At 61.6% G+C, this 14857-nt stretch carries 12 protein-coding genes and 3 tRNA genes; all 15 read left to right on the top strand.

Going from position 1 to position 14857, the window contains the following annotated elements:
- Positions 1–45: 45 nt before the first annotated feature.
- The 15 genes from asd to K5E37_RS17185 all read left to right on the top strand — a co-directional run bounded on the left by asd (position 46) and on the right by K5E37_RS17185 (position 14694).
- Positions 46–1158: an aspartate-semialdehyde dehydrogenase gene (gene asd / locus K5E37_RS17255; protein ID WP_085607866.1), complete on the top strand. Its 1113-nt coding sequence runs from the start codon at positions 46–48 to the stop codon at positions 1156–1158.
- A gap of 193 nt (positions 1159–1351) precedes the next feature.
- Positions 1352–2362: an aspartate-semialdehyde dehydrogenase gene (locus K5E37_RS17250; protein ID WP_221534621.1), complete on the top strand. Its 1011-nt coding sequence runs from the start codon at positions 1352–1354 to the stop codon at positions 2360–2362.
- Between the two features lie 209 nt (positions 2363–2571).
- On the top strand, positions 2572–5232 hold the full coding sequence (locus K5E37_RS17245) for a FimV/HubP family polar landmark protein (protein WP_221534619.1): 2661 nt from the start codon (positions 2572–2574) through the stop codon (positions 5230–5232).
- Positions 5233–5382: 150 nt separating this feature from the next.
- Entirely contained in the window at positions 5383–6207 is an 825-nt protein-coding gene (truA, locus tag K5E37_RS17240) for a tRNA pseudouridine(38-40) synthase TruA (RefSeq protein WP_192564970.1), read from the top strand.
- Positions 6208–6271: 64 nt separating this feature from the next.
- Positions 6272–6886: a phosphoribosylanthranilate isomerase gene (locus K5E37_RS17235; RefSeq protein WP_221534617.1), complete on the top strand. Its 615-nt coding sequence runs from the start codon at positions 6272–6274 to the stop codon at positions 6884–6886.
- Between the two features lie 192 nt (positions 6887–7078).
- A complete protein-coding gene (gene accD / locus K5E37_RS17230) occupies positions 7079–7999 on the top strand; it encodes an acetyl-CoA carboxylase, carboxyltransferase subunit beta (RefSeq protein WP_007956457.1) in 921 nt (306 codons plus the stop codon).
- Entirely contained in the window at positions 7996–9303 is a 1308-nt protein-coding gene (gene folC, locus K5E37_RS17225; RefSeq protein WP_221534615.1) for a bifunctional tetrahydrofolate synthase/dihydrofolate synthase, read from the top strand. The genes accD and folC overlap by 4 nt, the downstream gene beginning before the upstream one ends.
- Positions 9287–9955, top strand: coding sequence for an SPOR domain-containing protein (locus K5E37_RS17220; RefSeq protein ID WP_221534614.1), 669 nt, complete (start codon positions 9287–9289; stop codon positions 9953–9955). The genes folC and K5E37_RS17220 overlap by 17 nt, the downstream gene beginning before the upstream one ends.
- Before the next feature lie 98 nt (positions 9956–10053).
- Complete coding sequence (locus tag K5E37_RS17215; RefSeq protein WP_007956464.1) at positions 10054–10614, top strand: CvpA family protein; 561 nt, start codon at positions 10054–10056, stop codon at positions 10612–10614.
- A gap of 41 nt (positions 10615–10655) precedes the next feature.
- A complete protein-coding gene (purF, locus tag K5E37_RS17210) occupies positions 10656–12161 on the top strand; it encodes an amidophosphoribosyltransferase (RefSeq protein WP_007956466.1) in 1506 nt (501 codons plus the stop codon).
- 80 nt (positions 12162–12241) lie between these two features.
- Complete coding sequence (locus K5E37_RS17205; protein WP_179692061.1) at positions 12242–13453, top strand: O-succinylhomoserine sulfhydrylase; 1212 nt, start codon at positions 12242–12244, stop codon at positions 13451–13453.
- Positions 13450–14226, top strand: coding sequence for an SDR family oxidoreductase (locus K5E37_RS17200; protein ID WP_007956470.1), 777 nt, complete (start codon positions 13450–13452; stop codon positions 14224–14226). Before K5E37_RS17205 ends, K5E37_RS17200 begins: the two co-directional genes overlap by 4 nt.
- A gap of 90 nt (positions 14227–14316) precedes the next feature.
- Positions 14317–14392, top strand: a tRNA-Val gene (locus K5E37_RS17195).
- Positions 14393–14447: 55 nt separating this feature from the next.
- Positions 14448–14524: transfer RNA gene (locus K5E37_RS17190), tRNA-Asp, on the top strand.
- Positions 14525–14617: 93 nt separating this feature from the next.
- Positions 14618–14694, top strand: a tRNA-Asp gene (locus K5E37_RS17185).
- Positions 14695–14857: the final 163 nt, after the last annotated feature.

Genomic DNA, 14857 nt, shown 5'->3' with positions numbered 1-14857 from the left:
TTCAATACAAAGCAGCGGCCCACTTTTCAAGAAGGTGTAGTTGCGATGAAACGTGTAGGTCTGATCGGTTGGCGCGGCATGGTCGGTTCCGTGCTCATGCAGCGGATGCTGGAAGAGCAGGATTTCGATCTTATCGAGCCGGTGTTTTTCACCACTTCCAATGTCGGTGGCCAAGGCCCGTCCGTGGGCAAGGACATTGCTCCGCTCAAGGACGCTTACAGCATTGAAGAGCTGAAGACCCTCGACGTGATCCTGACCTGCCAGGGCGGCGACTACACCAGCGAAGTGTTCCCGAAGCTGCGCGAAGCCGGCTGGCAGGGTTACTGGATCGACGCGGCCTCGAGCCTGCGGATGAACGACGACGCCGTCATCATCCTCGATCCGGTCAACCGCAAGGTCATCGACCAGCAGCTCGACGCGGGCACCAAGAACTACATCGGCGGCAACTGCACCGTCAGCCTGATGCTGATGGGCCTGGGCGGTCTGTTCGAGGCCGGTCTGGTGGAGTGGATGAGCGCCATGACCTATCAGGCGGCCTCCGGTGCCGGCGCGCAGAACATGCGTGAACTGATCAAGCAGATGGGTGCGACCCACGCCGCTGTCGCCGATCAACTGGCTGATCCTGCCAGCGCGATCCTCGACATCGACCGTCGTGTGGCCGACGCCATGCGCAGCGACGCGTACCCGACCGAAAACTTCGGCGTACCGCTGGCCGGCAGCCTGATCCCGTGGATCGACAAGGAGCTGCCGAACGGCCAGAGCCGTGAAGAGTGGAAGGCCCAGGCCGAGACCAACAAGATCCTCGGTCGCTTCAAGAGCCCGATCCCGGTCGACGGCATCTGCGTGCGCATCGGCGCCATGCGTTGCCACAGCCAGGCGCTGACCATCAAGCTGAACAAAGATGTGCCGATCGCCGACATCGAAGGGCTGATCAGCCAGCACAACCCTTGGGTCAAGCTGGTGCCTAACCAGCGCGAAATCAGCATGCAGGAGCTGAGCCCGACGAAAGTCACCGGCACCCTGAACGTACCGGTCGGTCGTCTGCGCAAGCTGAACATGGGTTCGCAGTTCGTCGGTGCTTTCACCGTCGGCGACCAACTGCTGTGGGGCGCGGCCGAACCGCTGCGCCGCATGCTGCGGATCCTGCTTGAGCGTTGATCGCTTGATGCAATGAAAGAACCCGCGCCTTGCAAGAGGCGCGGGTTTTTTTGTACCTGTTGATCGTTCCCACGCTCTGCGTGGGAATGCAGCCATGGACGCTCCGCGTCCGCTCTTCGTGGCGGGCGCGAATTGCCTGTGTGCGACTCACCCGGTAAAGTGCCGCTCCCCCCGTTTCGCCAGAGGTAGCAACATGACCCAGACCCTTGATATTGCCGTGATCGGCGCCACCGGTACTGTCGGCGAAACCCTCGTGCAGATTCTCGAAGAGCGCGATTTCCCGGTCGGCACGTTGCACCTGCTGGCCAGCAGCGAATCCGCGGGCAGCTCGGTGCTGTTTCGCAACAAGAACGTGCGCGTGCGCGAAGTCGACGAGTTCGATTTCAGCAAGGTCAAGCTTGCGTTCTTTGCCGCCGGCCCGGCCATCACTTTGAGTTACGCCGCCCGTGCGCATGCGGCAGGTTGCTCGCTGGTTGATTTGTCTGGCGCCTTGCCGGCGGATCAGGCGCCGCAAGTGGTGCCGGAAGCCAATGCCGATGTGCTGGCCGGTTTGAAAGTACCGTTCCAGGTCAGCAGCCCGAGCCCGTCGGCTACTACGTTGGCTGTGGTGCTGGCGCCGCTGCTCGATCTGATCGAGCTGCAATACGTGCATGTCACCGCCAATCTGGCGGTTTCTGCCCAAGGCCGCGAAGCCGTGACCGAGCTGGCGCGCCAGACCGCCGAACTGCTGAACATGCGTCCGCTGGAGCCGACTTTCTTCGACCGGCAGATGGCTTTCAACCTGCTGGCTCAGGTTGGTACGCCGGACACGCAGGGCCATACGCTGCTGGAAAAACGTCTGGTTCGCGAGCTGCGTCAGGTGCTGGCCAAGCCTTTATTAAAGATTTCCGCAACTTGCGTTCAAGCCCCGGTGTTTTTTGGCGATAGCTTTAGCGTGACCTTGCAGTCAGCGAGCGCGGTCGACCTGGAAAAGGTCAATGCTGCGCTTGAAGAGGCCGAGGGTATCGAGCTGGTCGAGGCCGGCGATTATCCAACCGCCGTCGGTGACGCGGTGGGGCAGGACGTGGTCTACGTCGGGCGCGTGCGTGCCGGTGTCGACGAACCGTCGGAACTTAATCTGTGGCTGACGTCAGATAACGTACGCAAAGGTGCGGCCCTCAACGCCGTGCAGGTCGCCGAGTTGTTGATAAAAGACCTGCTGTAAAAGATACTTGGCAACAATTTGTCGACTGATTCTAGGCGAGCGCTATGCTTGGCCGGAGCACTCGATGACGTGTCACCCTCCGGGACTTTCCGGGGCATCAAAGAAATGATCGCGCGCGGCATGCTGTCGTCGTCGCGCGCAATGCCTTACGGCAGCGACAATCAATATCTTCTCGCTGGCCGAGGAACGTTCAAACAAAGGAAGAGGCTATGGTTCAAGTTCGCAAACTGGTGTTAGCAATAGCGGCCGCCTCGGCGCTGTCCTCCGGTATGGCGCATGCCCTCGGGCTCGGGGAGCTGACCCTGAAGTCGACCCTGAACCAGCCGCTGGTGGCGGAAATCGAGCTGCTCGATGTCAAGGATCTGACCGCTGCCGAAGTGGTGCCGAACCTGGCCTCGCCCGAAGATTTCGCCAAGGCCGGCGTCGATCGCCAGGCCTTCCTCAATGATCTGACTTTCACCCCGGTGCTCAACGCCAGCGGCAAAAGCGTGCTGCGCGTAACGTCGAGCAAGCCGCTGTCGGAACCGATGGTGAAATTCCTCGTGCAGGTGATGTGGCCGAACGGCCGTCTGCTGCGTGATTACAGCGTGCTGCTGGATCCGTCGAAGTTCTCGCCGCAGACCGCTGACGCCGCCGCTCAACCAGCGCCAGCGCAAACCATCACCGCACCGACCACCGGCGCCACGCATTCGACCCACACCACCACGCCGCGCGACACCCTGTGGGAAATCGCCGCCAAGGCGCGCACTGGCGGTTCGGTGCAGCAGACCATGCTGGCGATCCAGGCTTTGAACCCGGACGCGTTCATCGGCGGCAACATCAACCGCCTGAAAACCGGTCAGGTGCTGCGTCTTCCGGATCAGGTGCAAAGCACCGCACTGCCGCAGTCCAAGGCGATTGCCGAAGTGGCGGCGCAGAACGAAGCCTGGCGTCAGGGCCGTCGTTATGTGGCCAAGCCGGGCACCGGTCAGCAGCAACTCGATGCGACCAATCGTGGTCGCGCCAATACCGCTGCTGCGCAAAACGCCAAGGACAACCTGAGCCTGGTGTCCGCCGAAAGCGCCAAGGCGCGTGGCAAGGGCCCGGCCGGCGATGCCAAGGCCCTGAGCAACAAGCTGGCGGTCACTCAGGAAAGTCTCGACACCACCCGTCGTGACAACGAAGAACTGAAAAGCCGCATGGCCGATCTGCAAAGTCAGCTGGACAAGCTGCAACGCCTGATCGAGCTGAAGAACAATCAACTGGCGAAAATGCAGGCCGAAGGTTCGGGCGCTGCTCCAGCCACCGCGACTGCGCCAGTAGTGCCGGCGATCACCGCGGAACTGGCGGCCACGCCGCCGGCTACTCCGGCAGAGGCGGCCCCGGCCGCGCCTGAGGCTGCTGCTCCGGCACCGGTCGAGCCGGTTGTCGAGCCTGTGGTTGAAACGACGCCCGCCGCCGATGACGAGAAAACCTTCAACGAACTGCTGACCAATCCGATCCTGCTGGGTCTGGTCGGTGGCGGCGCAGTGGTTCTGCTGCTCCTGCTGTTGCTGCTGGCCCGTCGCCGCAAGGCGCAACAGGAAGCCGAAAAACACCTGCGCATGGCCCGTGCGCTGGAGGAGCAATCCTTCTCCCAGGACCTCGATCTGCCGGAAAGCAGCTTCGAAGGTCTGGAAGTGCCAGCTGCCAGCGTCAAGCTGACTCCAGCTCCAGCTCCAGCTCCAGCTCCAGCTCCAGCTCCAGCTCCGGCGCCTGCCGCCGCTGCTGCTGTAGTTGCGCCAGTGGTGATGGCCGAGCCGATCGCCGCGCCGTTGGTGGCGCCGGCCGCCGAGCGTTCCGACGACGTGCTGGACAAGGCGCAGTCGCACATCGACGGCGGTCGCCTGAATCAAGCGGCCGCGCTGCTGGAGGAGGGCGTGAGTCTGGAGCCGCAGCGCAGCGATCTGCGTCTGAAATTGATGGAAGTTTACGGTCGCCAAGGTGATCGCGATGCCTTCGTCGGTCAGGAGCGTCAACTGGTTGCCAATGGCGACAACTTCGCCAAGGTCGAAGAGCTGAAAAGCCGCTTCCCGGCCATGGCGGTCGTCGCGGCCAGCGGTCTGGCGGCAGCGGCCATTGCCGCCGAGCTGGACGAGGATTACGTCAAGGAGCTGTTGCTTGACGAGCCTGAAGCGCCTGCTGCGGCTGATGACGAACTGGACAGCGCTTTCGACCTGAGCCTCGACGATCTCGACAACATCACGCCGGTTGAGCCTGTGGCGGCTGTCGAGCCGGAAGCGCCGGTCGAGCTGGACGCGTTCCCGACTGACGACGACCTGAGCTTCGAGTCGGTGCTGCAACAGCAGACCGACATCAAGGAAAACCTCGACGACCTGTCGGACTTCGACCTGGATCTGGACCTCGGCGCCGATCCGGCGCCTGCGCCGGTCGAGTTGGCAGACGATGACTTCCTGCTGGATCTGGACGAGGGCGTGAAGGATCTGCCGCTGGTCGAAACCCCAACCGTGGCCGACGTGCCGCAGGACGATCTGGAGCTGCCAGCCGATTTCGACCTGTCCCTGGCTGACGAAATGGACGCGGCGCCTGCCGAGCCGGATGCGTTCGCCGCTGAACTGGACGACGTCAACGCCGAGCTGGATCGTCTGTCGAGCAGCATCAACGAGCCAAGCTTCACCGAAGCTGATGCCGCGCTGGGTGATGATCTGGGTGAGGATGACTTCGACTTCCTGTCCGGGACCGACGAAGCCGCAACCAAGCTCGATCTGGCTCAGGCCTACATCGACATGGGCGACAACGACGGCGCGCGCGACATCCTCAATGAAGTCATCAGCGAGGGGAACGACAAGCAGAAGAGCGAAGCGAGCGAAATGCTTTCGCATCTGGCCTGAGTCGGCATTCAGCGGTAAACAAAACGGCAGCCCATGAGGCTGCCGTTTTTGTTTGGGTCTGGTTTCCCCGTCCCGCCGCCTTATAATGCCCGGCTTTGTAGATCAGCAGGCTGTACCGACTTGGCAAACATAGATAACCCGGCCGCCGAAATGGCACCCGAAGGCTTTTTCCGCGTCGCGCTGGGCGTTGAATACAAGGGCTCGCGCTACAGCGGCTGGCAGCGCCAGTCCACCGGTGTGCTCACCGTGCAGGAAACCCTGGAAAAAGCCCTGTCGAAGGTCGCCGACTCGCCGATCTCGCTGCAATGTGCCGGTCGCACCGATGCCGGTGTGCATGCCTGCGGGCAAGTGGTGCATTTCGATACCCAGGTCGACCGTTCGCTGAAAGCCTGGGTCATGGGCGCCAACATCAATCTACCCCACGACATCAGCGTCAGTTGGGCGAAGATCATGCCGGCGCATTTCCATGCGCGATTCAAGGCGATTGCCCGGCGCTATCGCTACGTGATCTACAACGATCAGATCCGCCCGGCGCATCTCAACGAAGAAATCACCTGGAATCACCGTCCGCTGGACGTCGAGCGCATGGCCGAAGCCGCGCAGTACCTGATCGGTACCCATGATTTCAGTGCCTTCCGTGCCGGCCAGTGCCAGGCCAAGTCGCCGATCAAGAAGATGCACCACCTGCGCGTGACCCGTCACGGCAAAATGATCGTTCTGGATATCCGCGCCAACGCGTTCCTGCACCACATGGTGCGCAACATTGCCGGGGTGCTGATGACCATCGGTGCCGGCGAGCGGCCGGTGGAGTGGATGAAAGAAGTGCTGGAGAGCCGCGAGCGGCGTTCCGGCGGGGTCACGGCGCATCCGTTCGGCCTGTATCTGGTGCAGGTCGAGTACCACGACGAGTTCCCGTTGCCCGAGCGTTTCATCGGGCCACATTTCCTTACGGGTTTCTCGGAACTTGACGGCTGACGCCCTCGAACGCATTTGTTACCATCCGGGACTTTCTCGGATTTGCCTTGGGGTTTTTATCGACATGTCGGCCGTTCGCAGCAAGATTTGCGGGATTACCCGCATAGAAGATGCGTTGGCAGCCGTCGAGGCCGGGGCCGATGCCATCGGTTTTGTGTTCTACGCTAAAAGTCCGCGGGCCGTGACCGTGCAGCAGGCGCGGGCGATCATCGCCGCATTGCCGCCGTTCGTGACCACGGTCGGGCTGTTCGTCAATGCCAGCCGCTGCGAGCTCGGGGAAGTCCTCGATGCCGTGCCGCTGGATCTGCTGCAGTTTCACGGCGACGAAACCGCCGCCGACTGCGAAGGCTGGCACCGGCCGTACATCAAGGCCTTGCGGGTCAAGGCCGGCGATGACATCGCCGCCGCTTGCAACGCCTACCCGAGCGCCAGCGGTGTGCTGCTCGACACTTATGTCGAAGGCGTGCCCGGCGGAACCGGCGAGGCGTTCGACTGGTCATTGATTCCGCAAGGCTTGAGCAAACCGTTGATTCTGGCCGGCGGCCTGACGCCGGAGAACGTCGCCGATGCGATCGCCCGGGTGCGGCCTTATGCCGTGGATGTCAGCGGCGGGGTAGAGGCGAGCAAGGGCATCAAGGATCACGCAAAGATTCGTGCATTCATCAACGCCGTACGCTGATGTGACGGCTGGCAGACTGCCGCCGTCCACAGCTCTGTAGAAAAGAGGCTGAGGGTCTTTTCGGGGTGTACGCAGGTCAGTTCCGCTGACCCGGCAGCCCGGCCGATCATCGCCACACATGAATTTAGCTGAAGGGCATACGCGGGGCCGCGAACCAGAGCGTTCGGGCCGCCGGTACTGGAGAAAGAAAGCATGAGCAACTGGTTGGTAGACAAGCTGATCCCTTCGATCATGCGTTCCGAGGTCAAGAAGAGCTCGGTCCCTGAAGGTCTGTGGCACAAATGCCCGTCCTGCGAGGCTGTGCTGTATCGTCCGGAGCTGGAAAAGACCCTGGACGTTTGCCCTAAGTGCAACCACCACATGCGCATCGGTGCACGTGCGCGCATCGACATCTTCCTGGACGCCGAAGGCCGTGCCGAACTGGGCGCCGACCTGGAGCCGGTTGACCGTCTGAAATTCCGCGACGGCAAGAAGTACAAGGACCGTCTGGTCGCTGCCCAGAAGCAGACCGGCGAGAAAGACGCACTGGTTTCCATGAGCGGCACCCTGCTGGGCATGCCTGTCGTGGTTTCGGCGTTCGAATTCAGCTTCATGGGCGGTTCCATGGGCGCCATCGTCGGTGAGCGCTTCGTACGCGCCGCCAACTACGCGCTGGAAAACCGTTGCCCGATGGTCTGCTTCTCCGCCTCCGGTGGCGCGCGGATGCAGGAAGCCCTGATCTCGCTGATGCAGATGGCCAAGACTTCGGCTGTGCTGGCGCGTCTGCGTGAAGAAGGCATTCCGTTCATCTCCGTGCTGACCGACCCGGTCTACGGCGGCGTTTCCGCCAGTCTGGCGATGCTGGGCGACGTGATCGTCGGCGAGCCTAAAGCCCTGATCGGCTTCGCCGGTCCGCGCGTGATCGAGCAGACCGTGCGTGAAAAACTGCCGGAAGGCTTCCAGCGCAGCGAGTTCCTGCTGGAGCACGGTGCAATCGACCTGATCATCGACCGTCGCGAACTGCGTCCGCGTCTGGGCAACCTGCTGGCGCAACTGACCGGCAAGCCGACCCCGACCTTCGTTGCCGCGCCGATCGAGCCGATCGTCGTTCCGCCGGTGCCTGCCAACGTATGACCGAGCGCACCCTTGGCGAGTGGCTCGCCTACCTTGAACAGTTGCATCCATCGGCCATCGACATGGGGCTGGAGCGTTCGCAACAGGTAGCGTCCCGCATGGGACTGGGCCAGCCGGCGCCTCGGGTGATTACGGTCACCGGCACCAACGGCAAGGGTTCGACCTGCGCTTTCGTGGCTTCATTGCTGCGGGCGCAGGGCCTGAGCGTCGGTGTCTACAATTCTCCGCACCTGCTGCGTTACAACGAGCGGGTGCAGCTCAATGGCGTCGAAGCCACTGACGCGCAGCTGTGCGAAGCCTTCGCGGCGGTCGAGGCGGGGCGCGGCGACACTTCCCTGACTTACTTCGAAATGGGCACCCTGGCGGCGTTCTGGCTGTTTCAACAGGCCGGGCTCGATGCGGTGGTGCTGGAAGTCGGTCTGGGAGGGCGTCTGGACACGGTCAACGTGGTCGATGCCGATATCGCGCTGGTCACCAGCATCGGTGTCGACCATGCGGATTACCTGGGCAATACCCGCGAATCCGTGGCCTTCGAGAAGGCCGGGATTTTCCGTCAGGGCAAACCTGCGCTGTGCGGCGATCTGAATCCTCCACAGCCCCTGCTGGACAAGGCGCGCGAGCTTGCTTGCCCGTTCTTCCTGCGCGGGCGTGATTTCGATCTGGGTATCACGGATCAATTCTGGCAGTGGCGCGGCACTAATGCTGACGGTCAGGTCGTCGAGTTGCGTGATTTGCCGCTGCTTGATCTGCCGATGGAGAACGCCGCGCTGGCGTTGCAGGCTTATCTGCTGCTCGGTTTGCCATGGGATGCCAAACAGATTGTTGCGGCGTTGCAGGCGACTTGCGTGGTCGGTCGCCTGGATCGTCGTTCGTTCGAATGGAACGGCAAGCGCTTGAACCTGCTGCTGGACGTTGGCCATAACCCGCATGCGGCGGAGTATCTGGCGCGGCGTCTGGCTGCGCGTCCACCGGTCGGCAAGCGTCTGGCGGTGTTCGGCCTGTTGGCGGACAAGGATCTGGACGGTGTCATCGGTGAATTGAATGCCAGCGTCCAGCATTGGGCGGTGGCGCCGCTGGATTCGCCGCGTGCGCGTCCGGTGGCTGAATTGAATGTTGCACTGCAGAACCTTGGCGCGTCGGTCACGTCTTATGACAGTGTGGCGGCTGCGCTGGAAGGGCAGTGTGCAGTGGCCACCAGCGACGACGAGATCTTGCTGTTCGGATCATTTTATTGTGTCGCCGAGGCCCTCGAATGGCTGTCTCGGCGCTCCACGGAGGAAGCGGCAAATGGCTTTGCTGGATAAAGCGTACAAACAGCGCATGGTCGGTGCCCTGGTGCTGGTGGCGCTGGCGGTGATTTTCCTGCCGATGCTGTTTTCCCGTCAGGATGAGCAGCGTCAGGTAACCGTCGATGCGCCGGCCGCACCGCAGGCGCCTGCCGTGGCGCAGATCCAGATGGAAACCGTGGCCGTGCCCGAGCCGCAGGTTCTGCCGCAAGAGCCAGTGCCGAGCGATGACGAAGTCGCCGAGCAGGCTGCGCCAGCGGCACCGATTGCTTCCGCCGCGCCAGCCCCGGCTCCGGCGCCTGTAGCCAAACCGGTTGCACCGACGCCTGCTCCAGCTCCCGTGGTCAAGCCAACCACGGCCCCGGCCCAGCCGATCGCTGCGCTGTCTGCCAAACCCGATACCACTCAAAGCCGCGTCGATGCCAATGGCCTGTCGGTGAGCTGGTCGGTGCAACTGGCCAGTCTGTCCAGCCGTGCCAGCGCTGAAAGCCTGCAGAAAACCTTGCGCAGTCAGGGTTACAACGCTTACATCCGTTCCGCCGATGGCAAGAACCGGGTGTTCGTCGGTCCGCTGATCGATCGCGCCGAAGCCGATCGTCTGCGCGATCTGTTGAGCCGCCAGCAGAACCTCAAGGGGTTTGTGGTGCGCTTCCAGCCCGAGCGTGGCTGAAATCTATCGCCCCGATTGAAATGCACTGACATTCGCAGCTTACCGACAGCCCTGCGCTCTGCTAAAATGCGCCGCCTTATCCGTCTGTAGGCTGCACTGTGCCATTTACCTGGGTTGACTGGGCGATCGTTGCAATCATCGCCATCTCCGCTTTGATCAGTTTGAGCCGCGGCTTCGTCAAAGAAGCATTGTCGCTGGTGACCTGGATCATCGCAGGAGCCGTTGCCTGGATGTTCGGTGGCTCACTGTCCGAATACCTCGCCGGATACATTCAAACACCGTCGGCTCGTGTGATCACGGGCTGTGCCATCATGTTTGTCGCCACACTGATCGTGGGCGCAATGATCAATTATCTTATCGGCGAGTTGGTTCGCGTCACCGGGTTGTCCGGGACCGATCGATTCCTCGGCATGGCCTTCGGCGCTGCGCGTGGCGTGTTGCTGGTGGTCGTGGCGGTCGGGCTGTTGAGCCTGGGGCCGGTACAGCAGGACGGGTGGTGGAAAGAATCACAGCTCGTGCCAAAGTTTCTATTGGTCGCAGACTGGTCCAAGAACCTGATTCTCGGGTGGAGCAGTCAGTGGCTTGCCAGCGGAATCAGCGTACCCGCTGATATTCCGTTCAAGGAGCAACTCTTGCCGTCGGCCAAAACGCCTCAGTGAGTGTTGTTCAGTTCAGATCCATTAAGTAGGGGTTGCGTCGCATGTGTGGCATCGTCGGTATCGTCGGTAAGTCGAACGTCAATCAGGCGCTGTATGACGCGCTAACCGTGCTCCAGCACCGCGGCCAGGACGCTGCCGGTATCGTGACCAGCCATGATGGCCGGTTGTTCTTGCGCAAGGACAATGGCCTGGTGCGTGACGTGTTTCAACAGCGTCACATGCAGCGCCTGGTCGGCCACATGGGTATCGGCCACGTCCGTTACCCGACTGCCGGCAGCTCGACCTCGGCCGAGGCTCAGCCGTTCTACGTCAACTCGCCTTACGGCATCACTCTGGCGCACAACGGTAACCTGACCAACGTTGAACAGTTGGCCAAAGAGATCTACGAATCCGATCTGCGTCACGTCAACACCAGTTCCGACTCGGAAGTGCTGCTGAACGTGTTCGCTCACGAGCTGGCCCAGCGCGGCAAGCTGCAACCGACCGAAGAAGACGTGTTTGCCGCCGTGACCGACGTGCATAACCGTTGCGTCGGTGGTTACGCGGTCGTGGCGATGGTGACCGGTTACGGCATCGTCGGTTTCCGTGACCCGCACGGCATCCGCCCGATCGTGTTCGGCCAGCGTCACACCGACGAAGGCGTCGAGTACATGATCGCTTCCGAAAGCGTTTCGCTTGACGTGCTCGGTTTCACCCTGATCCGCGACCTGGCGCCGGGCGAAGCGGTCTACATCACTGAAGACGGCAAGCTGCACACCCGTCAGTGCGCGACCAATCCGTCCCTGACCCCGTGCATTTTCGAACACGTCTACCTGGCGCGTCCGGACTCGATCATCGACGGCGTGTCGGTCTACAAGGCCCGTCTGCGCATGGGTGAGAAGCTGGCCGAGAAGATCCTGCGCGAGCGTCCTGAGCACGACATCGACGTGGTCATCCCGATTCCGGACACCAGCCGCACCGCAGCGCTGGAGCTGGCCAACCATCTGGGCGTGAAATTCCGCGAAGGCTTCGTCAAGAACCGTTACATCGGCCGTACCTTCATCATGCCCGGTCAGGCCGCGCGCAAGAAATCGGTACGCCAGAAGCTCAACGCCATCGAACTGGAATTCCGCGGCAAGAACGTGATGCTGGTGGATGACTCGATCGTTCGCGGCACCACCTGCAAGCAGATCATCCAGATGGCCCGCGAAGCTGGCGCGAAAAACGTCTACTTCTGCTCGGCGGCTCCGGCTGTTCGCTTCCCGAACGTGTACGGTATCGACATGCCGAGCGCTCATGAGCTGATCGCGCACAACCGTTCGACTCAGGATGTCGCTGACCTGATCGGCGCTGACTGGCTGATCTATCAGGACCTGCCTGACTTGATCGAAGCGGTCGGCGGCGGCAAGATCAAGATCGAAAACTTCGATTGCGCAGTGTTCGACGGCAAGTACGTCACCGGCGACGTCGACGAGGCTTACCTGAACAAGATCGAACAGGCACGCAACGATGCCTCGAAGGTCAAGACCCAGGCGGTCAGTGCGATCATCGATCTGTACAACAACTGAGTTTCAACCGGCCCTTAGGGGCCGGTTTTGTATCTGGCAAAAGACTTTTATTTATCGAGAACAGGGCAAGGAGTGACAGCATGAGTCAGGAATGGGATGCCGGTCGGCTGGACAGCGACCTCGAAGGCGTAGCGTTCGATACCCTGGCCGTACGTGCCGGTCAGCACCGTACGCCGGAAGGCGAGCACGGTGATCCGATGTTCTTCACTTCCAGCTACGTGTTCCGTACCGCCGCTGACGCCGCCGCACGGTTTGCCGGGGAAGTGCCGGGCAACGTTTACTCGCGTTACACCAACCCGACCGTTCGCTCGTTCGAAGAGCGAATTGCTGCGCTGGAAGGTGCCGAACAAGCCGTAGCCACGGCGACGGGCATGGCAGCGATCATGGCGGTGGTGATGAGCCTGTGCAGTGCCGGCGATCATGTGCTGGTGTCGCGCAGCGTGTTCGGCTCGACCATCAGCCTGTTCGAGAAGTACTTCAAGCGTTTCGGTGTGGAAGTCGATTACGTGCCGCTGGCCGATCTGTCCGCCTGGGACGCAGCGATCAAGTCCAACACCAAATTGCTGTTCGTCGAGTCGCCGTCCAATCCGTTGGCTGAGCTGGTGGATATCACCGCGCTGTCGGAAATCGCGCACGCCAAGGGTGCGATGCTGGTAGTCGACAATTGCTTCTGCACGCCTGCCTTGCAGCAGCCGCTGAAATTGGGCGCAGACATCGTCGTGCACTCTGCCACCAAGTTCATCGATGGCCAGGGCCGTTGCATGGGCGGCGTGGTTGCCGGTCGCAGCGAGCAGATGAAAGAAATCGTCGGTTTCCTGCGTACCGCCGGGCCGACCCTGAGCCCGTTCAACGCCTGGATCTTCCTCAAGGGTCTGGAAACCCTGAACCTGCGGATGAAGGCGCACTGCGCCAACGCCCAGCAACTGGCCGAATGGCTGGAGCAGCAGGACGGTATCGAGAAGGTGCATTACGCCGGCCTCAAGAGCCATCCGCAGCACGAACTGGCTCAGCGTCAGCAGAAAGGCTTTGGCGCCGTTGTGAGCTTTGAGGTGAAGGGCGGCAAAGAGGGCGCCTGGCGCTTCATCGATGCGACCCGTTTGATCTCGATCACCGCCAACCTGGGTGACAGCAAAACCACCATCACCCATCCGAGCACCACGTCCCACGGCCGTCTGGCGCCGCAGGAGCGTGAAGCGGCGGGGATTCGTGACAGCCTGATCCGCATTGCGGTCGGTCTGGAAGACGTCGCTGACCTGCAAGCCGACCTGTCGCGCGGTCTGGCGGCGTTGTGATCGAATTGTCTACGCCAAAGATTGGCACCCATGGCCGCGTTGCATTGGTCACGGGTGCCGCGCGCGGGATCGGTCTGGGTATCGCGGCATGGCTGATCAGCGAAGGCTGGCAGGTGGTGTTGACGGATCTGGACCGTGCGCGGGGTTCGAAAGTGGCGAAAGTGCTGGGCGAAAACGCCTGGTTCATCGCCATGGACGTTGCGGACGAAAGCCAGGTGGCGTTGGGTGTCGCTGAGGTGCTGGGACAGTTCGGTCGTCTGGATGCGTTGGTGTGCAATGCCGCCGTGGCCGATCCGCACAACATCACGCTGGAAAGCCTCGATCTGGCTTACTGGAATCGGGTGCTGGCGGTGAACCTTGGTGGGCCGATGTTGCTGGCCAAGCACTGCGCGCCGTATCTGCGTGCGCACAACGGGGCGATCGTCAATCTGGCCTCGACCCGTGCGGCGCAGTCGGAACCTGATACGGAAGCCTATGCGGCGAGCAAGGGTGGTTTGCTGGCGTTGACTCACGCGCTGGCGATCAGCTTGGGGCCGGAGATTCGCGTCAATGCGGTCAGTCCGGGCTGGATCGATGCGCGGGATCCATCCGCCCGGCGCGCGGAGCCGCTGACCGATACCGATCATGCCCAGCATCCTGCGGGCAGGGTAGGGACGGTCGAGGATGTGGCGGCGATGGTGGCGTGGTTGCTGTCGAAGAATGCAGGGTTTGTGACGGGGCAGGAATTCGTGGTCGATGGCGGCATGACCAAGAAGATGATTTATACGGAATGAAGCAATTTCGTCTTTTTTAGAAAAACTTCAATCCTGCTATTGACTTAGGTTCGCTACCTGCGTAAATTTCGCGGCCTCGGAGATGCAAACGGGTGATTAGCTCAGCTGGGAGAGCGTCTGCCTTACAAGCAGAATGTCGGCGGTTCGATCCCGTCATCACCCACCACTCCCGAGATACTTGCGTAAGCAAGAGCGTAGGCTGAAAGTGCCTGCACCGACGCGCAGCGGTAGTTCAGTCGGTTAGAATACCGGCCTGTCACGCCGGGGGTCGCGGGTTCGAGTCCCGTCCGCTGCGCCATATTTAACGAGTCAGACACTATCTGGTTCGCGATTGAAAAGCACCGAAGCTTTCAGTCAAACGAGTTACTTGAGCGTCAGCTCAAAGCGATACGCAGCGGTAGTTCAGTCGGTTAGAATACCGGCCTGTCACGCCGGGGGTCGCGGGTTCGAGTCCCGTCCGCTGCGCCATATCTGTTTCAAGGACCACTGAACGCCTTGAAACACCGAAAGCAACCTCTGGTTGATTCGGCATCGATAGCAAAGACCCTGGTCGAAAGACCGGGGTTTTTTGTGTCTGAAATTTGACCTTCCCCACATTCCTCCTCTGAAATCCAGCGATGATCGTCAGTCG

This window comes from Pseudomonas sp. RIT778, from assembly GCF_019718735.1.
Taxonomy (GTDB): Bacteria; Pseudomonadota; Gammaproteobacteria; order Pseudomonadales; family Pseudomonadaceae; genus Aquipseudomonas; species Aquipseudomonas aphyarum.
This window is presented reverse-complemented; position numbering and strand designations above follow the sequence as displayed.

Bases quoted from the DNA above. Each gene is read 5' to 3' on its own strand.
- asd (WP_085607866.1), top strand. From the start codon at position 46: ATGAAACGTGTAGGTCTGATCGGTTGGCGCGGCATGGTCGGTTCCGTG.
- K5E37_RS17250 (WP_221534621.1), top strand. From the start codon at position 1,352: ATGACCCAGACCCTTGATATTGCCGTGATCGGCGCCACCGGTACTGTC.
- K5E37_RS17245 (WP_221534619.1), top strand. From the start codon at position 2,572: ATGGTTCAAGTTCGCAAACTGGTGTTAGCAATAGCGGCCGCCTCGGCG.
- truA (WP_192564970.1), top strand. From the start codon at position 5,383: ATGGCACCCGAAGGCTTTTTCCGCGTCGCGCTGGGCGTTGAATACAAG.
- K5E37_RS17235 (WP_221534617.1), top strand. From the start codon at position 6,272: ATGTCGGCCGTTCGCAGCAAGATTTGCGGGATTACCCGCATAGAAGAT.
- accD (WP_007956457.1), top strand. From the start codon at position 7,079: ATGAGCAACTGGTTGGTAGACAAGCTGATCCCTTCGATCATGCGTTCC.
- folC (WP_221534615.1), top strand. From the start codon at position 7,996: ATGACCGAGCGCACCCTTGGCGAGTGGCTCGCCTACCTTGAACAGTTG.
- K5E37_RS17220 (WP_221534614.1), top strand. From the start codon at position 9,287: ATGGCTTTGCTGGATAAAGCGTACAAACAGCGCATGGTCGGTGCCCTG.
- purF (WP_007956466.1), top strand. From the start codon at position 10,656: ATGTGTGGCATCGTCGGTATCGTCGGTAAGTCGAACGTCAATCAGGCG.
- K5E37_RS17205 (WP_179692061.1), top strand. From the start codon at position 12,242: ATGAGTCAGGAATGGGATGCCGGTCGGCTGGACAGCGACCTCGAAGGC.